Annotated in this window: 21 protein-coding genes, 3 tRNA genes and 1 pseudogene; 2 read left to right on the top strand and 23 right to left on the bottom strand. The window is 40.7% G+C overall.

Annotation, left to right across the window (positions count from 1 at the left end; translation table 11 throughout):
- Window positions 1-253 precede the first annotated feature (253 nt).
- Window positions 254-2,695, bottom strand: coding sequence for a YhgE/Pip domain-containing protein (locus tag ACFPQ3_RS07800; RefSeq protein WP_156806202.1), 2,442 nt, complete (start codon window positions 2,693-2,695; stop codon window positions 254-256).
- Between the two features lie 132 nt (window positions 2,696-2,827).
- On the opposite strand from ACFPQ3_RS07800, the gene ACFPQ3_RS07795 reads away from it, so the two are divergent.
- A complete protein-coding gene (locus tag ACFPQ3_RS07795; protein WP_156806203.1) occupies window positions 2,828-3,361 on the top strand; it encodes a TetR/AcrR family transcriptional regulator in 534 nt (177 codons plus the stop codon).
- A 114-nt stretch (window positions 3,362-3,475) separates the two neighbouring features.
- Here ACFPQ3_RS07795 and ACFPQ3_RS07790 read toward each other — a convergent pair whose 3' ends face one another.
- From ACFPQ3_RS07790 to ACFPQ3_RS07715, 16 genes are all read right to left on the bottom strand, one after another.
- Window positions 3,476-4,471 carry a Gfo/Idh/MocA family protein gene (locus ACFPQ3_RS07790; RefSeq protein WP_156806204.1) on the bottom strand — a complete coding sequence of 332 codons (996 nt, stop codon included), beginning with the start codon at window positions 4,469-4,471 and terminating at the stop codon, window positions 3,476-3,478.
- A 59-nt stretch (window positions 4,472-4,530) separates the two neighbouring features.
- Window positions 4,531-4,794: a type II toxin-antitoxin system RelE family toxin gene (locus tag ACFPQ3_RS07785; protein WP_156806205.1), complete on the bottom strand. Its 264-nt coding sequence runs from the start codon at window positions 4,792-4,794 to the stop codon at window positions 4,531-4,533.
- Window positions 4,791-5,006 (bottom strand): type II toxin-antitoxin system RelB family antitoxin, encoded by a 216-nt coding sequence (gene relB / locus ACFPQ3_RS07780; RefSeq protein WP_026217316.1) that lies wholly within the window; start codon window positions 5,004-5,006, stop codon window positions 4,791-4,793. Before relB ends, ACFPQ3_RS07785 begins: the two co-directional genes overlap by 4 nt.
- Before the next feature lie 250 nt (window positions 5,007-5,256).
- The gene (purH, locus tag ACFPQ3_RS07775; RefSeq protein ID WP_156806206.1) at window positions 5,257-6,804 is read right to left on the bottom strand and encodes a bifunctional phosphoribosylaminoimidazolecarboxamide formyltransferase/IMP cyclohydrolase; all 1,548 of its coding nucleotides are present in this window, start codon (window positions 6,802-6,804) and stop codon (window positions 5,257-5,259) included.
- Between the two features lie 5 nt (window positions 6,805-6,809).
- Window positions 6,810-6,977, bottom strand: coding sequence for a hypothetical protein (locus ACFPQ3_RS07770; RefSeq protein WP_156806207.1), 168 nt, complete (start codon window positions 6,975-6,977; stop codon window positions 6,810-6,812).
- Window positions 6,978-6,992: 15 nt separating this feature from the next.
- Window positions 6,993-7,760: a GNAT family N-acetyltransferase gene (locus ACFPQ3_RS07765; RefSeq protein WP_156806208.1), complete on the bottom strand. Its 768-nt coding sequence runs from the start codon at window positions 7,758-7,760 to the stop codon at window positions 6,993-6,995.
- 21 nt (window positions 7,761-7,781) lie between these two features.
- Entirely contained in the window at window positions 7,782-8,297 is a 516-nt protein-coding gene (locus ACFPQ3_RS07760) for a VanZ family protein (protein WP_018377761.1), read from the bottom strand.
- 68 nt (window positions 8,298-8,365) lie between these two features.
- On the bottom strand, window positions 8,366-8,905 hold the full coding sequence (gene purN, locus ACFPQ3_RS07755; RefSeq protein ID WP_156806209.1) for a phosphoribosylglycinamide formyltransferase: 540 nt from the start codon (window positions 8,903-8,905) through the stop codon (window positions 8,366-8,368).
- Window positions 8,902-9,927: a phosphoribosylformylglycinamidine cyclo-ligase gene (purM, locus tag ACFPQ3_RS07750; protein ID WP_156806210.1), complete on the bottom strand. Its 1,026-nt coding sequence runs from the start codon at window positions 9,925-9,927 to the stop codon at window positions 8,902-8,904. Before purM ends, purN begins: the two co-directional genes overlap by 4 nt.
- Window positions 9,928-10,014: 87 nt before the next feature.
- Entirely contained in the window at window positions 10,015-11,469 is a 1,455-nt protein-coding gene (gene purF / locus ACFPQ3_RS07745; protein ID WP_156806211.1) for an amidophosphoribosyltransferase, read from the bottom strand.
- 153 nt (window positions 11,470-11,622) lie between these two features.
- The gene (locus ACFPQ3_RS07740) at window positions 11,623-15,348 is read right to left on the bottom strand and encodes a phosphoribosylformylglycinamidine synthase (protein ID WP_156806212.1); all 3,726 of its coding nucleotides are present in this window, start codon (window positions 15,346-15,348) and stop codon (window positions 11,623-11,625) included.
- A 64-nt stretch (window positions 15,349-15,412) separates the two neighbouring features.
- Window positions 15,413-16,120 (bottom strand): phosphoribosylaminoimidazolesuccinocarboxamide synthase, encoded by a 708-nt coding sequence (gene purC / locus ACFPQ3_RS07735; RefSeq protein ID WP_156806213.1) that lies wholly within the window; start codon window positions 16,118-16,120, stop codon window positions 15,413-15,415.
- A gap of 139 nt (window positions 16,121-16,259) precedes the next feature.
- Window positions 16,260-17,255 carry a phosphate acyltransferase PlsX gene (gene plsX, locus ACFPQ3_RS07730; protein WP_156806214.1) on the bottom strand — a complete coding sequence of 332 codons (996 nt, stop codon included), beginning with the start codon at window positions 17,253-17,255 and terminating at the stop codon, window positions 16,260-16,262.
- A 58-nt stretch (window positions 17,256-17,313) separates the two neighbouring features.
- Window positions 17,314-18,078, bottom strand: coding sequence for a DNA repair protein RecO (gene recO / locus ACFPQ3_RS07725; RefSeq protein WP_156806215.1), 765 nt, complete (start codon window positions 18,076-18,078; stop codon window positions 17,314-17,316).
- Entirely contained in the window at window positions 18,068-19,243 is a 1,176-nt protein-coding gene (locus tag ACFPQ3_RS07720; RefSeq protein WP_156806216.1) for a pyridoxal phosphate-dependent aminotransferase, read from the bottom strand. The genes recO and ACFPQ3_RS07720 overlap by 11 nt, the downstream gene beginning before the upstream one ends.
- Before the next feature lie 71 nt (window positions 19,244-19,314).
- Window positions 19,315-20,280 (bottom strand): ribose-phosphate diphosphokinase, encoded by a 966-nt coding sequence (locus ACFPQ3_RS07715; RefSeq protein WP_156806217.1) that lies wholly within the window; start codon window positions 20,278-20,280, stop codon window positions 19,315-19,317.
- 376 nt (window positions 20,281-20,656) lie between these two features.
- Between ACFPQ3_RS07715 and ACFPQ3_RS07710 the strand changes: the two are divergent.
- Window positions 20,657-20,961, top strand: a pseudogene (locus tag ACFPQ3_RS07710) (transposase); the annotation flags it as partial.
- A gap of 82 nt (window positions 20,962-21,043) precedes the next feature.
- Here ACFPQ3_RS07710 and pcsB read toward each other — a convergent pair.
- The 6 genes from pcsB to ACFPQ3_RS07680 all read right to left on the bottom strand — a co-directional run bounded on the left by pcsB (window position 21,044) and on the right by ACFPQ3_RS07680 (window position 23,998).
- The gene (gene pcsB, locus ACFPQ3_RS07705; protein WP_156806218.1) at window positions 21,044-22,243 is read right to left on the bottom strand and encodes a peptidoglycan hydrolase PcsB; all 1,200 of its coding nucleotides are present in this window, start codon (window positions 22,241-22,243) and stop codon (window positions 21,044-21,046) included.
- A 108-nt stretch (window positions 22,244-22,351) separates the two neighbouring features.
- Window positions 22,352-22,849: a rod shape-determining protein MreD gene (gene mreD / locus ACFPQ3_RS07700; protein ID WP_156806219.1), complete on the bottom strand. Its 498-nt coding sequence runs from the start codon at window positions 22,847-22,849 to the stop codon at window positions 22,352-22,354.
- A 1-nt stretch (window position 22,850) separates the two neighbouring features.
- Window positions 22,851-23,678 carry a rod shape-determining protein MreC gene (gene mreC / locus ACFPQ3_RS07695; protein ID WP_161978934.1) on the bottom strand — a complete coding sequence of 276 codons (828 nt, stop codon included), beginning with the start codon at window positions 23,676-23,678 and terminating at the stop codon, window positions 22,851-22,853.
- A gap of 64 nt (window positions 23,679-23,742) precedes the next feature.
- Window positions 23,743-23,830: transfer RNA gene (locus tag ACFPQ3_RS07690), tRNA-Ser, on the bottom strand.
- A gap of 8 nt (window positions 23,831-23,838) precedes the next feature.
- Window positions 23,839-23,912: transfer RNA gene (locus ACFPQ3_RS07685), tRNA-Ile, on the bottom strand.
- A gap of 13 nt (window positions 23,913-23,925) precedes the next feature.
- Window positions 23,926-23,998: transfer RNA gene (locus tag ACFPQ3_RS07680), tRNA-Thr, on the bottom strand.
- Between the last annotated feature and the right edge of the window lie 26 nt (window positions 23,999-24,024).

Below are 24,024 nucleotides of genomic sequence, written 5' to 3'. Positions count from 1 at the left end.
GCATTGAAAAGTTGCAAATAACCCCCAGATATATCAAAGAGTCAAAAACACGCTAGCGGTATGTATTTGAGGTTGAAAAATCTAGTGTCAGATACCCACCAACTTAAAACTATGTTGCCTAGTCTTGACTAGCTTGTCATCATTAATTCTAATTATAGTAAAAAACACCCCAAGTGTTAGATATTGTATCTAACGCTTTGGGGTACGACATAAAAGCAATTTTTCTTATATCATCTCTCTACTAATCTAGCTTTTATTCTGCTTCATTTCGGAAAATAGCTAAGCCCAGTCCGCAGAAAAAGATAAGGAATAGCACCAAAGCAGTGAACTGCCCTCCAATATCTCCAGACATGGAAATCGTTTGACGAAGTCCTGAGACGGCATAGCTGATAGGCAAGAACGGTTGAATACGTTCAAAGAAAGCTGGACTCAGTTGAATAGGATAGGTTCCTGCACTAGATCCCAATTGAAGCAATAGGAGAAGCATCGCTATAAAGGATCCATAACGGTTGTTCCAACCGATTAGGGCTGTTACTAAAGCCATCAACGTCCACCCTATTAAAATAGTAAAAACCATTGTTGCAAAAGGATGTACTGGTTCGACACCAATCAGATAAATGGCTCCAACAAGTAGAATAGCAGCAGCTGTAGCAATAGCACCATTGAAGAATAGTTTGCTTTTAGCCCATATTACACGACTAGAGTAGTTCTTCCCATCCAATGATTTAGCAAAAATGACATTTGCTGAAATGGCTACTACCATCAAGGAGACCGACATCATGTATGGAGCTAGACCAACACCATTCGTTGCCACTTGATCCGTGTCTTTCTTCGTTACTTTTACAGGAGCAGAAACTGCCTCAGCATTTTTCTCTGATACTGATACAAGAGACAGTTGGTTACTTGCATTTTGTAAAGAACCACCAAGTGTCTCAATACCTCCTACCAAACTAACAAGACCATCGCTTAACTGCTGATGCCCACTCTCTAATTGCCCTGCTCCCCCAGTGAGTTGATTTGTTCCATCTACTAAACTTTGGCTACCATTCACCAAGGTTGCTGAATTCTCGTTTAATTGATGTAAGCCAGCGGATAGTTTCTGACCACCCGCCATCAAGTCTCCACTATTGCTCACTAATGTCTGACCACCTGCTGCTAATTGATCCACAGCACTCGAATAGGCAGTCAATCCATTTTCTAATTGAATAGTTCCTTGATCCATCTTCTCTTGAAGAAGCTCGACACCTGTTGCAACTTGTTGACTCGCTGGACTAATCTGTTCACTGACTACAGTATGCACTTGATCCAATCCATCAATTAATTTTCCTAAAGCAGTCGTAGCACCGGGTAGAGCTATTTGAGCTTGATCATCGATTTGACGAATCCCTGCCTGAAGCAGTGGCAACTGAGAACCCACTTGATCAATAACACCTAGAGATTCTTTTATTCTTTCTGCATCTTCTAAGATAGCCTGAGCTTGATTTGCTAGACTAGAAGGATTTTGAGAAATAGCAGAGCTAATTTCTGCTTGCTGCTCCGTACTTAGACCTTGATAGGCACTAGTAGCTTGAACAGCTGATAAATTCGTTCTTTTATCCGCTTCTGCAGCTGATAGAATTGTTTGGGCTTGAGTCGCTATATCCGTTAATAGCGTCGTTACATCAGCACTACTGACTGGTTCTGTCACACCTGAAATAGTTGCCGTTAACTGAGTGATCGCCGCTTGCAATGCTGGTAAACCTTCAATTAATTGACGAATTTGTTCACGCTCTTCTTGCGATAAGTCACTGGCTTGCGATAGTTGTGTCAAGCTACTTGCCAACCGAGTTGTTCCATCTACCAACGGTTGCATCTCAGTTATTCCTCTATTCAGTTGATGGACTCCATTTAACAATGCTTCAGAATTTTGACTGATTTTTTGGGCACCTACTGTCAATTGAGTCGTTCCCTCAGCGTAACGTTCCACACCCTTAGATAATTGCGCTGCGCCTGGGGCTAACTGTGCCACTCCATTTGTATATGTGGTCAATCCAGCTTCTAAACGATCGGCACCATCTGATAAAGTCGCTGCTCCTTGCGTTAAACTAGATAGACCATTTCTCAGCTGCTGATGACCACTCTGTAAGTCTCGGCTACCAGAAAAGAGTTTATCACTACCTACACTAGCATCTTTCATACCAGACTGTAGATGCTGTAAGCTTTGAAAAACAGAGCTCGTATACGTTTCGGTGATAGTCTTGGAAACAGACTCTTTGAGTGATTTCATTGCAGAATCACTCATTTTTGCTGCAACAAAACTATGTCCCTTCGAAGTTTGATATACAATATCTAATTTCTGAGGTTTTTCTGTCAGCAAAGTTGTTGCCTTTTTTGAGAGATCCTGAGGCAATGTCACAATCATATAATAATCACCTGATTTCAGACCATCCTCTGCCTCTTTTTGTGAAACAAAGTGAAAATCCAAATCTTTATGTTCTTTCATTTGCGTGACCATATCCGTACCAATCGATAATGTCTGATCATTCAATTTTGCGGATTGGTCCTGATTAACGACTGCAACGGGTAACTGATCTAAGCGTCCATAGGGATCCCACATAGACGAAAGAAAAATGAGATTGTACAGGGCAGGAATCAAAGAAATTCCTATGATGGTCACCCACAATTTAATCTTTTTCAGTTTTTCTAAATTTTTCAATAATCATCACTCCTTTTTTGGACATACTGTCTATTTTTTGATAGACTCTATTATACAAGTTCAAAAAGAGGAATCAAGTGTCAATCAAACTTTTTAGACACTATGTACAAAAATGTGGAATAGGAAAAAATAATGGCAGGCGACAATCGAAAAGAAAATACAAAAAAAGCGCTTCTTCAGGCCATGGTGACTTGCTTAGAAAAGAATAATTTCAATGATATTACCACCATCGAATTAGCTCGAACAGCTGGAATCAGCCGTTCAAGCTTCTATACTCATTATAAAGATAAATATGATATGATTGAACATTATCAACAAACCTTTTTTACAAAATTAGAAGACATTATTTTATCACACGATGGTGATAAAGCTACTGCTCTTTTAGAGATTTTTACTCTTTTAGCAAAAGAGGAATTATTATCCACACTCTTAAGTCCGAATGGAACGCAAGAATTACAAAATTTTATCCTCAATAAAGTCCGTCTACTCCTATCAAAAGATTTAGGGGAGACATTTAATCCTCATACTCTAAATCCCACAGAAAGAGACTATACAAGCATTTACTTTTCCTATGCCATTGTTGGAATCTGTCAAGCTTGGATTAGCAATGGTAAACAAGAAAGTCCAAGTGAAATGACGAATTTCTTGATGAAACTATTACCATAAATCCCAATCTAATGCGTTGGGATTTTTTCAATCAAAAATCCTAATTCAAAAGAATTAGGATCAATCATTCTATTAAAAATTAAGAGACAGACAAAATACTGTTTCATTCACAAACTAATTTTTTACTGACTCTTCCTCTGGGTAAGTCATGCCCCATTCCCTGCGGAGCTGTGTCATCACCGCCATGACATCACGGGTATAATCAAGATACATGTGATTGTCAATACCTGCGACAGCTTTTTCCATATCCGCCACTTCGTAAGATAGAGCCTGCGCTGTATCGCCAGCTTCAATCACTTCTTGGTGACCATCCTCAGTGTAAGTAATGACCGCTTTTTGCCCACGCGGGTACTCGTAGAGCTCGATGTAACCTTTGTCGTAAGCGATGGTTCCGCGTTTTGGTTGCTTGGCGTGAAGACTGAGCGCAATCGTCGCCATCTCCCCTTCGGCATTGGTCAGAAGAATCCCCACCTGCTCGTCCACGCCAGTCGGCGCCAGCTTGAGCTGTGAAGCCATCTGATTTGGGGTAGAACTCATGAACCAGCGAACAAAAGAAAGAGCGTAAACACCGATGTCAAGTAAAGCACCGCCTGCCAAGTCACGACTGAAAAAGCGATTGGTCATGTCGTACTCTTTATAACTCCCAAAATTCATCTGAATCAGCTTGAGCTCACCCAACTTGCCAGAAGCCACCACCTCTGACAGCTTACGGTAAATCGGCATGTGAAAAATAGTCATAGCTTCCGCCAACACCACATGGTTTTCTTCTGCTAGCTGAATCGCCTCTGCTAATTCTTCTGAATTCAGCGTAATCGATTTCTCACAAAGCACATGTTTCCCATTAGCCAAGGCCTTGCGCAAAAAATTGATATGCGTATTATGGGGCGTTGAGATATAAATGATGTCCACCTCAGGGTCCTCAAAAACCTCATCAATCGCTTCATAAACTTTTTCAATCCCATATTTTTGAGCAAAAGCTACGCCCTTATCATAGGTCCGATTGGCAACCGAGTAAAGCTTTCTGCCTTGATTCTCCAAAGCTTGCGCTAACTCATTCGCAATCACACCTGTTCCCAATGTCGCCCAGTTATACTGTTTCATTTCTGCCATAATGACCTCCTGTGAGTTTCTGGTTTCATTATAGCAAAAAACAAGCCAGACAGCTTGTTTTAGTAGATTTCTTTACGATGTCCGACTGCAAAAATTTCAATCACAATGTCATCGTCATAAATCTTGGCTAGGATGCGATAAAGTCCGACACGATAGTGCCTCTTATCGGAGCAATTAGCAGCTAAACCTTTGCCATGCTGGCGAGGGTTATCAGTATTCGCTAAATGTTTATCAATCCAATACAAAATTGTGGAACGAGTGAAAGCATCTAATTTCTTGAGTTGCTTGACTGCTTTTTTGGTATAAGTTACCTGATAACTCATAGACCGAATTCCTTCATCAGTTCTTCATGGGAAATTCTCACCCCATCATCCTCTGCCATCGCTTGACGAAGTACTTGTAGGTCATATTCATCTTCGATTTTCTCCAACATGGCCTGACGCGCAAATTCTGAAATGGTCAAACCGTGTACTTGGATATATTTCTTAATCAATTCACCATCTTGGTCATTGATACGTAGTGTCATTGTTGCCATATTTTTTACCTCTTGAATACTTTGTATTCTCATTGTAAGACATTCTCCTCCCTTTGTCAAAAGTTTCTTATACTTACTTTATTCGGAATTGGGGGAGAAAAATACCCCAGCAAGAATGCTGGGGTGCTCTGCTATTCAATACGTTTAGTGCGATAAATTCTAAATCAATCTAGGAAAGGAGCCGAAGGCAGTACTGGTGTACGGAGAGGCAAACCTGACGACGAGTGATAACAAATTTATCCACTATATCTTAATGACGGAAATGTCTCACACCCGTAAACACCATGGTGATGCCGTGTTTGTCTGCGGCGTCGATGGAGTCTTGGTCGCGGACGGAGCCACCGGGTTGAACGATGGCTTTGATGCCTGCAGCTGCAATTTCTTCGATATTGTCCGCAAATGGGAAGAAGGCATCTGAGGCAAGGACTGCGCCATCAAGGCGGTCTTTAGCCTGATCAATCGCAATGCGAACAGAGGCCACGCGGTTGGTTTGACCTGGTCCGACACCAAGGGTCATGTGGTCGTTGGCAATCAAGATACCGTTTGATTTGACATACTTGATGGCCTTCCAAGCAAACTCAAGAGCCACTTGCTCACGCGCGTCTGGTTGACGTTTGGTTACGACTTGCCAGTCGGCTGGATTTTCCTTGATGACGTCTTGGTTTTGCACCAACATGCCGCCCACAACACCTGTGTATTCTGCTTCGACTTCGCTCGCCTCTTGCGCGTCAAATGGCAATTCCAAGATACGCAAGTTTTTCTTTTTATTGGTCAAAATAGCTAGCGCTTCTGCTGAATAGCTCGGTGCAATGATAATTTCTAAGAAAATCGGATGCATTTTTTCAGCGGTAGCCGCATCCACTTCACAGTTAAGAACAACAATCCCACCGAAAATCGAAACTGGGTCAGCAGCGTAAGCATTGTCCCAAGCCCCTTCAATGGTGTCAGCTTGACCGATGCCACAAGGGTTCATGTGCTTGAGTGCCACCACAGTCGGACGGTCAGTAAAGTCACGGATAATGCGAATTGCCGCATCAGCATCACGGATATTATTAAAGGAAAGTTCTTTACCGTTGAGCTGTTTAGCTGACGCAATCGAATAATCTGTCGGAATCGCTGATTGGTAAAAATCAGCATCCTGTTGTGGATTTTCACCGTAGCGCATAGGCTGTTTGAGATCGTAAGTAATCGTCAGTTTTTCAGGTTTGGTTTCGCCGACTTGTGCTGTGAAATAATCCGCAATCAAGGCATCATAAGCTGCTGTGTGACGGTAAACTTTAGCTGCCAAACGTTGACGAGTAGCGTAAGTCGTTTCACCATCTGCCTTGAGCTCATCTAGCACCACCGCATAATCAGCTGGATCCACGACAACAGTTACGCTAGCATGGTTTTTCGCTGCTGAACGGAGCATAGAAGGTCCACCGATGTCAATATTTTCCACGGCCAAATCATAGGTCACATCTGGACGCAAGATGGTCTCTTTGAATGGATAAAGGTTGACCACCACAAGGTCAATCAAACCAATCTCATGTTGCTTAGCAGCTTGCAAATGACTGTCCAAATCACGTCGAGCCAACAGTCCACCGTGGATTTTCGGATGGAGGGTCTTAACACGACCATCCATCATTTCAGGGAAACCTGTTACATCGTCGATGGCAATCGTTGCGACCCCTGCATTGTCAAGGGCAGTTTTTGTGCCACCCGTTGAGATAATCTCCCAACCAAGGGCTGTCAATTCTTGGGCAAATTCTACAATGCCTGCTTTATCAGATACACTGATGAGTGCGCATTTTGTCATGATGTCTATTTCCTATCTATATATTTTCTGATCGTTGTCAAAATACCACTAGCAATAAATGCTGCAACAAATATATGCCAAAATCCAAGTTCGTTAAAAACAAGAGCAGCTATCCAAAATACAACGATGAAAACAGCCATTGTCAGCAACAAATTTACCAAAAATTTTTTCATCTATTTGTCCTACCTTTAATGTTTATATTCCCACTCTATTTCATAAGCCATGTATTCATGTGAAAATTCATAGCCGAGTTTTTCTGCTAAATCTAACGAAATCTTCGTATGGGCATCCCAACTAGGATAAAGCCCACTATCTAAACAGGTTAATATTAGTTCAGCTGCGACAGCTTTTGCCAGACCCTTTCGCCTAAAATCAGGGTGAGTATCTATCTCAATTTCAATCCCATTTTTATAGGTTGAGTAGGACGAGGCCCCAGCTACTAGCTTTCCTTGGTAAATGGCAACAACTCCTAATCCAAGTTGAGCGTAGTGCTTATAATCATCGTAATTCGCGACCAAATCTTGCGACCATTCTTCAACCAAACAAGCTTTATATAGCTGTTCATCAATCAATTGCAATTCAAAATCTACTGGCAAATTAGTTGCTAACTGTGCTAGCTGCTCACAGTCAAATTGGGTGTCCTTCTTAGTTGCATAGCGAGTAAAAGCATGAGCTTTTGATCCATATATTGCTTCTATCAAATCCGACCATCCTTGATGCTGAGGAACAAGAATAATGTCCTCTCCTTGACAAGATTCGAGCAATTCTATATTTGGTTGGCCTGCTAGAAAACCAAAAGAAGCGAGTCTTCCTAGTTTTGCCAAGGCTGATTGGGGATTGTCAGAGTCATCAACCCAAATCTCTCCCATCACTCCCTGCAAGCAAGACCAAATCATGGTTTCTTGCCAATCAGAAAAAAGAGTTTCTGCGAGAATTGGGACAGAGAGGTGCATCATAATCCACAACTCCTTTCTTAATTAATGAAACAAACCAAGTATAAATAAACTAATTAAAATGATGAACGGTGGCATGACAACAAGGATTCCTATGATGTTAATCCATTTTCTTGCATGTGTCTGTAAAAACTTCGCAAATAAGTAATGAATCACCAAACCAAGCAAAACCCCTGATGTATTTAGGAGAACATCGGTAATATCTGTCATACCAATAGCTAAAAGAAATTGTAGGCTTTCATATAACAGACTTAGGAATAAGCCTGATGCCATCATGCGCCAAATTGACCACTCTGGTTTTATCAGAGGTAGGCAAACTCCTAACGGTATGAAGAAAAGGAGGTTTATTACCATTTCAGCAAAAACAACTTCTCCATTGACAATGAGAGGATCCGAGAATGGCATCCAGTTGATATGACGAACATTCATAAATGGAGTAATGTATTCCAACCGAGTTTCAAACTTAAATAAAATCCCCCACGTCAATAAAAGCAAATAGGCCATAAACAGATAAGCCGTCGTTTTCTTTGAAGCTAGCATATGTCATTCCTCCTATGAGTAGAACTGAGATTTAATCAACCTCAGTCTATCACTCACCCAAAAGAATGTCAAACCAGCTCCCTAATCACCTCTGGATACAATTTGTACTCCGTTTCATGGATGCGAGCTTCAAAGGTTTCGATGGTATCATTTATTAAACGAGGCACTCGGACTTGTTTGATAATTTGACCTGTATCCACACCTGCATCCACCCAATGAACCGTCACACCACTCTGAGAAACGTCGGCTTTCCACGCATCTTCGATGCCGTGAGCCCCAGGAAATTCTGGTAGATAGGCAGGGTGGATATTGATGATTCGTCCTTCATAGGCCGACAACAAGGTGTTACACACAATTTTCATATAACCAGCCAAAACAACCAAATCAATTTGGTGCTTATCTAGCAATTCCACAATGGCTTCTTCGTAAGCCACCTTGTTTTCAAATTCTTTGAGTTCAAAAGTATAGCTGGGCACACCCAGATTTTTGGCCCGCTCCAAAGCGTAGGCGTTTTTTTTGTCAGAAAAGAGTAGCGCGATGGGAAATTGTTCCGCCAGCACTTGAAAATTGGAGCCAGAACCGCTGGCAAAGACAGCAATCTTTTTCATCGAATTATCACGTTCTGGTCAGTCTTTTCAACAATATGGCCAATTTCATAGACCTCTTCATCCACCAGTTCTTTGACTTTATCAACATTTTCAGGACTAACCGCCAACATGAGCCCAATCCCCATATTGAAGATTTCAAACATTTCCTCATGCTTAATCTCACCGTATTTCTCAAGAGCTTTGAAAATCGGCAAAACTGGGATTTTATCCTTACCAATTTCTGCAGCCAAGTTGTCCGCAAACATACGAGGCACATTTTCGATAAAGCCGCCACCTGTGATGTGAGCAATGCCATTAACCAGCCCTGCTTTGACAAGAGGCAACACTTGCTTGACATAGATACGAGTTGGCTCAAGAAGGACATCTTTGAGTTTTTGACCTTCCAACTCAGGTAGCACTTCGTCACCTGTGTAATCTGCAAAGACACGGCGAACGAGAGAATAGCCGTTGGAGTGAATCCCGCTAGAAGCAAGTCCAAGAAGAACATCGCCTGCTTTAACTTTTGAGCCATCAATAATCTGAGACTTCTCAGCAATCCCTACTGCAAAACCAGCTAAATCATAGTCGTCTTCGCCGTACATTCCAGGCATTTCAGCGGTTTCTCCACCAATAAGAGCAGCCCCAGCTTGCACACAGCCTTCTGCCACACCAGCGACAACTTGTTCCAACTTTTCAGGAACATTTTTACCAGTCGCCACATAGTCAAGGAAGTAAAGTGGCTCAGCACCAGCAGCGATAATATCGTTGACACACATGGCAACGCAATCTTGACCAATGGTATCGTGCTTATCATATTTGATTGCTAGCATGAGCTTGGTCCCAACACCGTCTGTCCCTGAGATAAGGACTGGCTCTTTGACACCTGTTGTCGTTAGGTCAAACATCCCGCCGAAGCCACCGAGAGCTCCCATCACACCCAGACGCTCAGTACGCGCCACGTGCTTCTTAATCCGCTCAACAACCTCATAACCAGCTTCAACATCCACACCAGATTGGGCATACGCATTTTTGTTTTTAGACATTTCTTTCTCCTTTTTGATATTGACAAAATTGTCAACCTTGTAAACAAACCGTCAATTTAGTGTCAATCCTTTTGGAAAATAGCAGAGCTATTTAACGTGATCAATGTGAAAACTGACCTTTTCTTCCAAGCTCTTAAGATAAGCTTCCTCATAGTCATACAATGGGGTTGGATAGTTCCCATCAAAATAAGCCACACAGAGCCCACCATTTGGCGCATCGGTTTCTAAGCCAATCGAGTCAATCAAGCCATCCAATGACAAATATGTCAAGCTATCTGCCCCAATAATGTCACACACTTCTTCCACACTATGATTGGCCGAAATCAATTCCCGACGGGTCTGGATGTCAATCCCATAAAAACATGGGTATTTCAACTCTGGACTTCCAATCGCCACATGAACTTCCTTAGCACCAGCTTCACGCAATAATTGAACAATACGGCGTGACGTTGTTCCTCGAACAATCGAGTCATCAACCATGACCACACGTTTATCCTTGACGACACCAGATACCGCTGAGAGTTTCATGCGAACACCCTGCTCACGTAATTCTTGCGTTGGTTGGATAAAGGTCCGCTGCGTGTATTGATTTTTGACCAAGCCCATCTCGTTTGGCAGACCTGATTCTTCAGCGAAGCCCATAGCTGCTGATAAGGATGAGTTTGGCACACCAACCACAATGTCAGCTTCATACTTGAATTCCTGCGCCAGCCTTCTTCCCATATTTTTACGAGCCGTATGGACGTTGACACCCGCAATGGTGGAGTCAGGACGTGCAAAATACACATATTCCATCGAACAAATAGCCAACTGTGTATCAGTGGTGTAAGTATCATACTGGATGCCATTGTCATCAATGATAAGCACTTCTCCAGGATTGACATCGCGAACCCACTCGGCACCAACTACTTCAAAGGCGCAGGTTTCTGAAGAGACTACCCAAGCGCCATTTTTCATTTTTCCAATAGAAAGCGGGCGGAAGCCATTAGGATCAAGCGCCGCAATGAGCATGTCCTCTGTCATTAAAAGATAAGCAAAGCCACCTTTGACAGTATTCAAAGCCTCTTTAACCTTCCCCATAAATTCCGGATTGTGGCTACGGCGAATGAGGTGCATCAAGATTTCCGTATCTGATGAAGCATTAAAAATGGCCCCTTGCGCTTCCAATTCTTTTTTTAACGACACCGCATTGGTTAAATTCCCATTGTGGGCAAGGGCTAGTTGCTCATTGGTAAAGGTGTAAAGGAAGGGCTGAATGTTATTGATTGAGGCTGCGCCTGCTGTCGCATAGCGCACATGTCCAATCGCTGCTGTCCCTGTTAATTTTTCCAAATCAGCTGGATTTTTAAAGACTTCTGAGAGCAACCCTGTATCACGGTGGCCCAACAGATGCCCTTGGTCATTTGAGATAATCCCCGCCCCTTCTTGACCGCGGTGCTGCAGGCTATGAAGCCCAAAATAGGTCACTTGGGCTGCCTGTGGGTGTCCCCAAATGCCGAAGACACCACATTCTTCATTTAATGATTTTACTTCGTATGTCATTTCATTTTTCCTTTTTGGGTGTTTTTCGTATGTGGTGATGGCATTATTTCATGACTAAATCAATAGTCCTTGACACCTCCAGAGTGATGTTATCACTTTTTTATCACGGTGAAAAGCACCTACTACAAGTTCACTTTCGCTCACTCATTCATTTTATTTCCCTGTAAAGTACTTCACGGCACTTTCAAAGAGTTTTTGGTCTTTATTTCCTGGAATATTTCGGAAAAGACCTTCTTCCCAACGTTCTGAGTGCCCCATCTTACCAATGATTTGCCCGTTCTTGCTCGTAATTCCTTCGATGGCATGAAGAGATCCATTTGGATTATATTGGCTATCCATACTTGGCTGACCAGTAAAGTCCACATATTGACTCCAAATTTGCCCATTGTCACGCAACTCTGCAAATTCTTCTGCTGTCACGACAAATTTTCCTTCACCGTGAGATACTGGAATCGCATAAATATCGCCTACTTGGACACCTGCAAGCCATGGAGAGTTAGTGTTCGCCACACGAGTTTCCACCATTTTTGCAACGTGTTGGTTAGCATCGTTGTAGAAAAGGGTTGGGCTGGTTTCAGTCGTATCCTCAAAATTACCATAAGGTAGGAGGCCTGATTTCACAAGTGCTTGGAAACCATTACAAATTCCGATAATAAGACCACCACGCGCGATAAAGTTGTCAATAGCAGAGCGGACCTTCGTATTTAGCAAGATCGTCACGATAAACTTAGCAGACCCGTCTGGTTCATCTGCAGCAGAGAAGCCACCTGCAAAGAATAGGATATGCGACTTAACAATATTGTCAACCATGGTGTCAACAGACTGCTCAATCGCTTTACCATCAAGAGTGACAAACGGAACCATGTTCACCTTAGCACCGGCCTGTTCAAAAGCCTTAGCCGAATCATATTCAGAGTTTGTCCCCGGGAAAACTGGAATGTAAACCAAAGGTTTGTCAACGATTTCTTTAGCTTGTTTCACGGTATCAATGACAATAGCGGGTACTGTTTCCAAAGTTGTTTCTTGTTCAAACACCGTTGGATAGATATCTTCTAATGTGCCTTCAAAGGCTGCTAGTAAGCTCTCACCAGATAGGTTGACACCATTGACAACTACGTTAAAGTCCGCTGTCGTTTGACCAATTTTCACCGCGTCAGCAATCTCCTCTTTTGAAGTAAAGATGAAACCACCCAATTGAGCTGTCAAGCTACTGTCAAGCTCTGCTATTTCCACAGAAACACCGATACGATTACCGAATGTCGCTAGAGCTAGAGCTTCAATCAGACCACCATATTTGACAGCGGAAGCTGACGTCAACGTATGTTTTTCTTGAATGGCAGACAAGACTTCAAAATTCTGCTTAATCAGTGCAAAATCAATATCGGCAGAGATGGCTTGACCTGGTAGATAGTAAATGTTCTCTCCAGAAACTTTGAACTCTGGTGACAAGACCTTATGAGTAGCCGCAGTCGTTACCCCAAAGGCAACGAGCGTTGGAGGGACAGTCAAATCTTCAAAAGTACCTGACATCGAATCCTTACCACCGATGGATGGCAAACCAAGCTGAATTTGAGCTTCAATAGAGCCAAGGAGTGCTGCTACTGGTTGACCAAAACGATCAGCTTGTTTATCCATACGCTGAAAGTATTCTTGATAAGAGAAACGCGCCTTCGACCAGTTAGCCCCTGTTGCTGCTAACCGTGCAGTCGCTTCAATGACTGCATAAGCAGCCCCATGATATGGAGACCATTCTGCGATATAAGGATTAAATCCTTGTGCTATCACAGAGGCTGTCGTTGTCACACCATGCTGAACTGGTAATTTCTGTACAGAAGCCTCTGTTGGAGTCACTTGATAACGGCCTCCAAGCGGATGATTAACAGTAGAGCGACCAACAGAACTATCAAAAATCGTCTGCAACCCTTTTTGACTAGCGTGGTTCAAATCAGCCAAAACAGCTAAAGTATCTTTTTCAAGAGTTTCTGCTGAAGTGGCGCGTACTTCTGGAGCAGCTACTTCGCTGTCCACTACATTGGCATCTACTACTACGCGAACTCCATTGGTATCAAGGAAGCAACGCTCAATATCCACAATGGTTTGCCCATTCCACGTCATGACAAGATTTGGTTTTTCAGTCACGGTTGCCACAACTACAGCATGAATATTTTCTGTCGCACAAGCTGAGATAAAAGCATCCACATCACTAGGACGCACCACAACCGCCATACGCTCTTGGGATTCTGAGATAGCAATCTCTGTACCGTTTAGACCAGCATATTTAAGTGGCACCTTATCAAGGTCAATTTCAAGTCCGTCAGCCAATTCACCGATGGCGACACAGACACCACCTGCACCAAAGTCATTTGATTTTTTAATAAGCCGAGTCACTTCACCATTACGGAAAAGGCGTTGAATTTTACGTTCTTCAATGGCATTTCCTTTTTGAACCTCTGCGCCAGCTGTTTCAACCGATTCGACCGTCTGAACTTTAGAAGAACCTATCGCACCACCAACGCCGTCACGACCTGTTTTTCCACCAAGAAGAATGACCACATCTCCCGCTTCTGGTTTTTCACGGACAACATTTTCCTTTGGAGCCGCACCAACAACCGCACCAAGCTCCATCCGTTTAGCCACAAAGCCTGGGTGGAAATACTCACGCACATACGTCGTTGCAAGTCCAATTTGATTTCCATATGAAGAATACCCATGAGCTGCCGTTTTTGAAATGACCTGCTGTGGCAATTTTCCTTCACGCGTCTCCGAAAGCGGAACTGTAATGTCGCCAGCCCCTGAAATCCGCATCGCTTGGTAAACATATGAACGCCCTGACAAGGGATCACGAATCGCTCCGCCAATACAAGTCGCCGCTCCGCCAAACGGCTCAATTTCTGTTGGGTGATTGTGAGTTTCATTCTTGAACATAAGGAGCCACGGCTCTTTAACGCCATTGACATCAACCTCAATCTCTACTGAGCAAGCATTGATTTCATCTGATACTTCCATATCATCCAAACGGCCATTGGCACGCTCGTAGCGTCCAAAAATCGTCGCCATATCCATCAAAGTTTGTGGCTTATCTGAACGCCCCAATTCCTCACGCATAGCCAAATATTTATCATAGGTTGCTTGCAACTGCTCTTGGAATTGTGATTCCGAAAAATTGATCTGTTTCAATTCTGTTTCAAAAGTGGTGTGACGGCAGTGGTCTGACCAATAAGTATCCAAAACCTTCAACTCAGTTTCAGTTGGCACGCGCCCAATTGATTTAAAGTAATCTTGAATAAAGACAAGGTCAGCAACCTCCATAGCCATCCCCTGCTCTGCCTTATAAACCGAAAAATCTTCTGCCGTATAAGTTTCAAAGAAATCCAAGGTTGGAATGGTTTTATCTGACACTGAAAATGCCTGCGGTTGAATAGCTACCGTAATATCCTTGAAACGTGAATCAACGGGATTTAAAAGATATTGCTTCACCGCTTCCAACTCATCTGCTGCAATATCCTTATTCACCAAATAAAGCTGGGAGGTATTCACGACGACATCCGTTGTCCCCCCTAGCAATAGCAGAGCTTCTTGAGCTGAAACTGCCCGTTGATCAAATTGACCAGGCAAACTTTCAATCGCAAAAAAGGCTGATTGACTAAGAGCTTCCGCTACTTCAGTTTCTGACAAAATGTTATCAGTCACTTGCTCAGAAAAAATGTGTTCTTCAGCTCGTTCAACGAGATTTTCTGATAAATTGAACACATCATAAACCTGCACAATGCGAACAGTTGACAAACTAGTCAACTGCAACCGATGGGTCAATTCTTTCACCAGAGCCTGTGATTTTACCTGCAAATCAGCCTTCTTTTCAACGAAAATACGTCTATCCATACTAAACTCCTTTATCGACAGAATACTCCTATCGATTGTCCTTTCTTTAAACCATGCTTACTGACTAATCCAATGTTTTCAAACGATCCAACACGACCCTATAAGCATCTGTCAGACTGCCTAGATCACGACGGAAAACATCCTTATCCATATGATTCCCATCAGCATCCCAAAGGCGACAGTTATCTGGTGAAAATTCGTCCGCTAAAATAATCTTGCCATCCTTGTCAAAGCCAAATTCTAATTTAAAATCAATCAAACGTAGTCCAATTTGACTAAACCACCCTTTTAGCAAATCATTGATACGACGTGTCTCAGTCTTAAGATAGGCAATTTCTTCTTCTGTCGCAATCTTCAAGAACTGCACATGCTCATCATTGATAAAAGGATCATCCAAATCATCATTTTTGTAGTAAAATTCCACAATCGGCGTCTCTAAAATAAGACCTTCTTTCACCCCAAAACGTTTTGAAAAAGACCCAGCTGTCACATTCCGAAGCACAACCTCTAAAGGAATAATTGTCACTTTTTGATTTAATTGTTCGGTTTCTGACACTTGTTTAATAAAATGCGTTGCCACACCCGCAGCATTTAGTTTGGCAAAAATAAGAGACGAAATCTGATTATTAAGCACGCCTTTACCTTCAATCGTCTCCTTACGAGCACCATTTAGCATTGTAGCTTGGTCCTTATAGACTGCTTTAATCACATGTTCGTCTTCTGTCATATAAATATCTTTGGCTTTTCCTTGATAAATAAGTTGATTGGACATAAAAAAGTTCGCCTTTCATCAGTTATTATTACGATTTTACCAGAATATCCGACTTTCATCAAGAAAAACACTAAAAATAGATAAAATAAAAAGTTATTATTCGTTTAAATCGAACAATAACATCTTTTGATTATCTATTTTACGCTTTATCTGCAAATTCTGTCACTAACTGTGACACCACATCTGTCTCCAACATGGTACGAATTTGTTTAATCGTATAGTAAATCGAAGTCGCATCGCTAGAGCCATGGGCCTTAACCACCGGTGCTTGCACACCAAATAACACCGCACCACCAGCTTTAGAATAGTCCATCGTATCCTTCAAACCATAGAGACTATCCTTCAGCAAAAGAGCCCCTAATTTCCCTTTGACTCCTGCCGAAGTAATCGCTGATTTCAAAGCTCCCATAACAGACTTTGCTGTCCCTTCAATGGTTTTCAGCACAGCGTTTCCCGTGAAACCATCCGATACCACCACGTCCGCAACATCATTCAATAATTCACGCGCCTCCACATTTCCAATGAAATGAATCGACGGTTCATTCGCTAGCAAGCGATAAGCCTCTTGATGTATTGGAGTTCCTTTGGTCTCCTCCGTACCATTATTTAATAAACCAACACGTGGTCTTTCAATACCACGCACGTTCTTAGCATAAAAAGACCCTAGAATACCATACTGATGTAAGTGAGTTGCTGTATTCTCAGCATTGGCACCTAAATCAAGCATGTCAAAATTTTGACCACTCATTGTTGGCAAAGTCGTCATCAAACCTGGACGCTCTACTCCCTTAATACGCTTCACAATCAAGGTCCCAGCAGTCAGCAAAGCACCTGTATTACCAGCTGATAAAACAGCATCAGCCTCACCATCCTTAACCGCTTTTGCAGCTAAAACCATGCTCGCATTCTTTTTGGTACGTATAGCCTTAGTGGGCTCATCATCGGAATTGATTTTTTCCTCCGTATGAACAATCGTCACACGATCAGTTGCTGTCAAATAAGGACGAATCTTCGTGTCATCCCCATACAAAATCACTTCAATATCTGAGAAATCTGCCAAGGCACGGTTCACACCTTCTACAATAGCCTGAGGAGCATTATCACCACCCATGGCATCTACTGCAATTTTTTTCATACTTTCCTCACAAAATCATTTGATACTCATATTATACCACAAAACCAAAAAGACAGTATTAACTGTCCTTTCGCATCACATCTCCCCACTTGCTCAAATCATCAATAAACTTTTTACTCTTGAGTTGAATACCAACATAATTGTCATAAATACCATCTATAAAATGGCGGAGCTTCTGCTTCATCTCTGGTTTAACAGAAATTGTCCTAAGCTCATCAAACTGTACTGATTGAAATTTATCCAGTAAATAGGGGACATTCGGATCAAGCTGACTACGCTTCAAATCCTTATCGTAATGTTTAGGACACAGAAGACCAGAATACTGATAAGAAAAATCAAACCGTTGCCCAACTCGATGGCAAAAAACACATTCATGAAAATTTAACTGAGCTCCAAAACGTTCTAAAATCTGAACTTCAAAGATATTGGTTAAAATCTCATAATCCAACCCCTCATTCATCAATTCCAAGGTCTTAACTAAGAAGGCAAATAAATGAGGATCTGGCTGATTATCAATAATAGCAGCATCAGCTAAAGCAACCAAATAAGTAGCATAAGATAAGACAAAAATATCCTCGTTAATAACCTTATACAGATTAGCATCATGATAATCATGAATATATGAGAGACCGACATCATTCAACTTTACCAAAAAATTAGCCTGTGTTAAAGGTTGAATCACTGAAGATAATTTCGATTTACTAGCATGCTTGATAAAAAACATGCGCTTACCTGCCGTCTCCGTAAATATCTTAACTAATTTATCATCTTCACGGTAATTACGATTATAGAGGATTAGCCCTCGCATTTCCTTAATTTCCATATTGCTCCATGAAAACTTCTAAACGACGCATAGCTTCTTTAATAACCTCCATACTAGCTGCATAGGAAATACGTAGGTACCCCTCACCGTATTTCCCAAAAGCTACGCCAGGAATAAAGGCAACTGCCTGTTCATTTGCCAATTTTTGTAAAAATGCAAATGAATCTCGTCCCTCAGTTACAGGAATTTTAGCAAAAATATAGAACGCCCCATTTGGTCTAATAATCTTGAAATTCATCGATGTCATCTTCTCAATAATATAATCACGACGTTTAATGTATTCAACCTTCATTGGCTCAGCATCATTTTTCCCCTTTGTAAGTGCAGCTATTGCCGCAAATTGAGAAGCGGTTGTTGCCGCAGTCACAAGGTACTGGTGACTCTTGATAATCTGTGCAGCCAGAGTCTCTCGTGCAAAAATTAATCCTAAACGCCATCCTGTCATCGCATGAGATTTGGAAAGACCATTGATAACAATCGTTTGATCTGGAATAAATTCAGCAATCGAAACATGAGGTTCGTTCGTATAATTAAGCTCTGAATAAACCTCATCACTAACGACAAAGACAGGATAATTTTCTAAAACAGTCGCAAAAGCCTCTATTTCATCACGCGTATAAGTTACCCCAGTAGGATTAGCAGGATAATTAAGCAAGACAGCCTTAACCTTATCTCCATACTCTTCTAAAGCTTTTTCCAACATATCTGGAGTTAACACAAAATCATTTGTTGTCGTATCAATTTCAACAATTTTTGCCCCTACAAGCGTGACAATCGGTTCATATCCAGGATAGGCAGGTGCAGGCAATAGTACAATATCCCCAGGTTCTAAAATAGCTGTTAAGGTTGCTGACAAGGCTTCCGTAGCTCCTACAGTTACCAAAATCTCATCTTCAGCCTTATAATCTAACTGATATTTTTCTTTGACAAAAGCTGACGCAGCTTCACGTAATTCAAGTAAACCAGCCATTCCAGTATAATGACTTTGATTAGCATCAATAGCAGTCTTCGCAGCAGACTTCACATGATCTGGTGTATTAAAATCAGGCTCACCCAATGTCAATTTTAAAATATTAGGAATCCCTGAAATTGATTGATCAAATTGTCTAATCATTGACACTTCAATTTTATTTAGATTTTTATTAAAACGATTTGACATATCCATAACATTATCCTCCCGAGAATTATTAAACTTTATTATACCAAAAAAGTCACCCAAAGGATGACTTCAGCTCATTATTTATGTCCCAACTCAAATAGAGGAGTTAAAGGACGTTTCTCATGGATACGAATAATAGCATCTGCCAAAAGATCAGCAATTGAAATTTGTTCAATCTTATCAATCAAACGCTCTTCTGGTAGATAAATAGTATCTAGAACCACCAATTTTTCAATAGCAGAATTCATAATATTTTCTAATGCTGGACCAGACAGAACCGGGTGAGTACAACTTGCATAAACCGATGTTGCCCCCGCTTCAGCAAGTGCATCTGCCGCATGACAAATCGTTCCTGCCGTATCAATCATGTCATCAATCAGGATACAAGTCTTCCCTTTAACATTACCAATAATATTCATAACCTCAGAAGTATTCATCTTATCAACGCTACGACGTTTATCAATAATGGCAATTGGAGTTTTTAAAAATTGTGCTAATTTACGAGCCCGTGTCACACCACCATGATCAGGACTGACAACTACCACATCTTCGCCAGTTAACCCCGCACGATCAAAATAGTCTGCAATAAGCGGTGCTCCCATCAAATGGTCCACTGGAATATCAAAGAATCCTTGAATTTGAGCCGCATGAAGATCTACTGTTAATAAACGGTTCACACCAGCTACCTCAAGCATATTAGCAACCAATTTTGATGTAATCGGCTCACGAGCACGTGCCTTACGGTCTTGACGAGCATACCCATAATAAGGCATTACAACATTAATTGTCTCTGCACTAGCACGTTTTAGAGCATCGACCATAATCAAAATTTCCATTAAATTATGATTTACTGGTGCAGAAGTAGATTGTAGAATATAAACATGATGACCACGAATAGATTCTTCAATATTAACTTGAATTTCACCATCAGAAAATTGACGAACAGATGATTTACCAAGTGAAATCCCCATGGAATCTGCTACTTTTTTTGCCAATTCTTGATTTGACGACAAAGCAAAAAGCTTCAAGTTATTGTAAGACATGACTTCCTCCAAGATTTTTTCTCAACTTCTATTGTAAACCTTTTTAAAGGATTTTTCAATGACTTACCACTAAGAATCATTCCCGTAGTTGCTAATTTCAATGAGTGATTTCAGGATAGAAAAGTCAATTTTTTGAAAGAACAATCAAATAACCCATATTATGCGCGATCCAACTGTCCTTACACCAACAATTCAATTACCTTTATATCTGAAAACGCCAAAACTTTGTGGCGATAATATTGAAAAATGGATGTTCTTCTATAAGTTGATAAGCTAAAACGTTAACATCATGTAGCGATTTTTATTTTTATAGTCTTCCAATCACTTGATAGGACCGGGAGGAAGAACAATGGGAATGATTCGTAAAGTATTTTAAAAAAGGTATCAGAGGATTTCTTTGGTTGCAGGGCTGATAAATGGTGACATAATCGCTCCCATGACTGATGAAGAGACGATGACGAGTGATCTTTTTGAAGCTTGGTTTCAGAATTTTCTGCTACCAACATTAGGCACACCATCAGTTATTATTATGGATAATGTAAGATTCCATAGAATGAATAGATTAGAACTCTTATGTGAAGAGTATGGCATAAACTTTTACCTCTTCCACCCCACTCTCCTGAGTACAATCCTATTGAGAAAACATGGACTCATATCAAAAAGCACTTGATAAAAAAATAGGAGCTTCCTAAATTATCAAGTAGAACTCCTATCTTCATCATATAAATAGTTAAATAATTCTTAATAAACATTACCTAACACATTATGGGTAAATATATCCAGCAACACTATTTGGACTAAATGCACCACGATAGTTAGCAATTGGTTGTGTTCCGCTACCATCCATATTACATTCCATTACCTCAATAGTACCATCCGGATGAACAGCAGTTACTACTGCAACGTGACCATAGTAAGAGTTTGTCCACACAGCTACTGAACCAACTTGTGGTGTCGTACCAGTTGAATAGCCAGCAGAACGTGCACTACCTAACCACTGACCAGCATTTCCCCAATAATTACCAACCCAAGGAGCAAGTGCTTTCACACCCCAAGTACATTGACCAGCAGGATAAGTATTTGCTGCTGAATAGGTAACTTTTGCAGGTGACGACGCAACTACTGGCGCTGCTTGTGAACTAGATACAGCAACTGATGGAGTTGCTTGAATTGCTGGTGTATGAACTACTGCTTGTACTGATTGGGCTGATTGAGCTTGAGCTGCCGTTGCAGCTGCGGCTTGCTCACGAGCTGCTTTCTCTGCGGCAGCGGCTGCTGCAGCTGCGGCCTCAGCCGCTGCTTTTTCTTGAAGAAGTGCTGACTTTTCACTCTCAACAGTTGTCAATTGAGCTGCTAAATTAATTTGAGCAACCTCAAGCTCTGCTTGTTGTGTTTTCAATGAAACCTCGTTAGCAGCAAGCGTTCTTTGGTTTTCCCAAACAGTATTAATCGCAGCTTGATTTTCTTCTTGTTTTGTCTCAAGCAATGCTTTATCTTCTTCTTGTTGTTTCAACATACTTTCATTAGCTGAAACAACCTCTCTAATTGCTGCAATACGGCCAATAGCATCTGAAATAGAATCTGCATCAATAATAGCTGAAATGTAATTTGTAGCACCACCATTTTGTTGAGCACTACGAGCTTGATTTTTTAAAGACTCTGTACGAGCAATAATTTTATCCGATAATTCTTTAATTTCAGCAATTAATCTTTCAGACTCTGCTTCCAAACGCTTATTCTCTTCTTCCAATTTAGCTTTTTCATTTTGAAGAGAAGCTACTTGAGCTTTAATAGCAGTTACTTGTTCTTTTGCAGCAGATTGTTCGGCAGATAATGTACTAATGGTTGCCTCTTTTGCAGCAATTTGTGCTTCATAATCAGTTGCTGATACGAGAGTTAAATTTGAAGCTGTACTCAATATCATACCACTGAGTAAAATTACTGATAAGATACGTTTCTTCATAGAATAATAATTTCCTTTCAATAAGACAGTATTCATTCTATCAAAAAAAACAAGACTATATGTTACGCTATTGTTACAGTTTATTGATAGTTTAAAACAAAGAAAAATCTACTCTGTAACAACATTAAAAATAGAAATAGTTAACAGAAAAAGTACACTGTTAAATACTAAAGTCTGCATTAAATGGTTAGTAATTTCAAGATTAATTGGATAGTTAGTTAATCCATAAATCGAAGCCAAACAATAGGATCCCCCTTCAAATATTAAGATAAGAGCCAGTAACATTAAAAACCGTGTAGAAGTCATCAAAATAAGACCGCTATGTTTTTTTACCAAATAAACTAATAATGGATAGAGAAAAACAGCTAAACCAAATGTATGATAATAATAACCATCTATAAGCAAACCAAATAACAAATAAATCAAATATATCCCAAAATTAGAAAATCGTTTTTCAAAATATAATAATGCAATGAGACTCATATGACTTGAGAGTACTAAATTATTTGGAAGAAAAATATTGAGAACTAATACTACCTGGCTATCAAAAGTAAAAGATAAAAACAAGAAAAATAGCATCATAAAAAAAGATTTGAAGATTGCCATACTATTCTCCTATCAAAGTGACATAAGCTAAATCATCAAAATTTGCTCCTGGCGAAACATAGACTGTCCGATTTAATTCATCTTCTGAGATAATTTCAACAACCTCCCCCACCTTTACATTAGCTACTGTCTGACCATCAAGTCCACTTGTAAAAACAGGATTTCCTTTAGTTATATCTAACTTTTTATTAAGTTTTGTTATCAAATAAGAGTTCTTATGGACATCAAAACCTGTTAAAATTCCGTAAATATCACCAGTACTAGTTGATATCTTAATTGGAATTTCGATAGATTTACCAGTATTAGTCAATAAATCAACCGTTGAAAATTTTGAAGTGACCTGAGTAATTTTTCCAATCAAATAGCCATTTGAAAGTACTAACATATTTTCGAAAACTCCATCTTCATGACCAACATCAAGAGAAATCCAATCTAACCAAGCAAGAGTTGAACGGTTAATTACTTTCCCAGTTAAAACTGTCTGACTGGCAAAAGAATTTTTTATATCTAAACTAGCTCTCAAAGATTCATTTTCAGAAATTAAATCTTTTAATTTTTTTTCATTTGGTTCTAAAATTGAAAGTTTTTCATTTAATTTAGAATTTTCCTTTCTAAGTTCATCTACTGAGTTAAAATCAGAAAGAAAATTCTTAGCAGAAGAGAGAGGATAAGACATAGCAGATGACACTGTTAATGAAATATTAGAAATATATTGTGAAATACTTTGACGAATCCTGACTTCTTTTAAAAGAAAAAAAATAAGTGAAGCAACACACGTTACCGTCACCACACAAATTAATAAAAATCGAGAAAAACCTAATTTCCGCACAACAAACCCCAAAATCTAGCAAAAATAAAACGAGTTATCTAAAAGATAACATCGTTTGTGCATACGGAGAATAAGGGATTCGAACCCTTGCGCCAGTTACCCGACCTAACGATTTAGCAAACCGTCCTCTTCAGCCTCTTGAGTAATTCTCCAAAATTAATGGGCACGAGTGGACTCGAACCACCGACCTCACGCTTATCAGGCGTGCGCTCTAACCACCTGAGCTACGCGCCCAAATACAAAAAAATGCCGGCTACATGACTTGAACACGCGACCCTCTGATTACAAATCAGATGCTCTACCAACTGAGCTAAGCCGGCCTATCTCTCTTATGCGGGTTAAGGGA

The sequence above is a fragment of the Streptococcus caledonicus genome, from assembly GCF_042656225.1.
Classification (GTDB): Bacteria; Bacillota; Bacilli; order Lactobacillales; family Streptococcaceae; genus Streptococcus; species Streptococcus caledonicus.
Note: the sequence above shows the minus strand (reverse complement) of the source record. Positions and strands in the feature narration are given on the sequence as shown.

What these genes read in the sequence shown, in the direction of transcription:
- purF (WP_156806211.1), bottom strand. Translation starts at nt 11,469, where the DNA reads ATGACATACGAAGTAAAATCATTAAATGAAGAATGTGGTGTCTTCGGC.
- purN (WP_156806209.1), bottom strand. Translation starts at nt 8,905, where the DNA reads ATGAAAAAGATTGCTGTCTTTGCCAGCGGTTCTGGCTCCAATTTTCAA.
- purC (WP_156806213.1), bottom strand. Translation starts at nt 16,120, where the DNA reads ATGTCCAATCAACTTATTTATCAAGGAAAAGCCAAAGATATTTATATG.
- recO (WP_156806215.1), bottom strand. Translation starts at nt 18,078, where the DNA reads ATGGAAATTAAGGAAATGCGAGGGCTAATCCTCTATAATCGTAATTAC.
- purM (WP_156806210.1), bottom strand. Translation starts at nt 9,927, where the DNA reads ATGTCTAAAAACAAAAATGCGTATGCCCAATCTGGTGTGGATGTTGAA.
- mreD (WP_156806219.1), bottom strand. Translation starts at nt 22,849, where the DNA reads ATGGCAATCTTCAAATCTTTTTTTATGATGCTATTTTTCTTGTTTTTA.
- pcsB (WP_156806218.1), bottom strand. Translation starts at nt 22,243, where the DNA reads ATGAAGAAACGTATCTTATCAGTAATTTTACTCAGTGGTATGATATTG.
- ACFPQ3_RS07715 (WP_156806217.1), bottom strand. Translation starts at nt 20,280, where the DNA reads ATGTCTTACAATAACTTGAAGCTTTTTGCTTTGTCGTCAAATCAAGAA.
- ACFPQ3_RS07740 (WP_156806212.1), bottom strand. Translation starts at nt 15,348, where the DNA reads ATGGATAGACGTATTTTCGTTGAAAAGAAGGCTGATTTGCAGGTAAAA.
- ACFPQ3_RS07790 (WP_156806204.1), bottom strand. Translation starts at nt 4,471, where the DNA reads ATGGCAGAAATGAAACAGTATAACTGGGCGACATTGGGAACAGGTGTG.
- plsX (WP_156806214.1), bottom strand. Translation starts at nt 17,255, where the DNA reads ATGAAAAAAATTGCAGTAGATGCCATGGGTGGTGATAATGCTCCTCAG.
- ACFPQ3_RS07770 (WP_156806207.1), bottom strand. Translation starts at nt 6,977, where the DNA reads ATGAAAAAATTTTTGGTAAATTTGTTGCTGACAATGGCTGTTTTCATC.
- ACFPQ3_RS07760 (WP_018377761.1), bottom strand. Translation starts at nt 8,297, where the DNA reads ATGCTAGCTTCAAAGAAAACGACGGCTTATCTGTTTATGGCCTATTTG.
- ACFPQ3_RS07720 (WP_156806216.1), bottom strand. Translation starts at nt 19,243, where the DNA reads ATGGATATGTCAAATCGTTTTAATAAAAATCTAAATAAAATTGAAGTG.
- ACFPQ3_RS07795 (WP_156806203.1), top strand. Translation starts at nt 2,828, where the DNA reads ATGGCAGGCGACAATCGAAAAGAAAATACAAAAAAAGCGCTTCTTCAG.
- ACFPQ3_RS07765 (WP_156806208.1), bottom strand. Translation starts at nt 7,760, where the DNA reads ATGATGCACCTCTCTGTCCCAATTCTCGCAGAAACTCTTTTTTCTGAT.
- ACFPQ3_RS07785 (WP_156806205.1), bottom strand. Translation starts at nt 4,794, where the DNA reads ATGAGTTATCAGGTAACTTATACCAAAAAAGCAGTCAAGCAACTCAAG.
- relB (WP_026217316.1), bottom strand. Translation starts at nt 5,006, where the DNA reads ATGGCAACAATGACACTACGTATCAATGACCAAGATGGTGAATTGATT.
- purH (WP_156806206.1), bottom strand. Translation starts at nt 6,804, where the DNA reads ATGACAAAATGCGCACTCATCAGTGTATCTGATAAAGCAGGCATTGTA.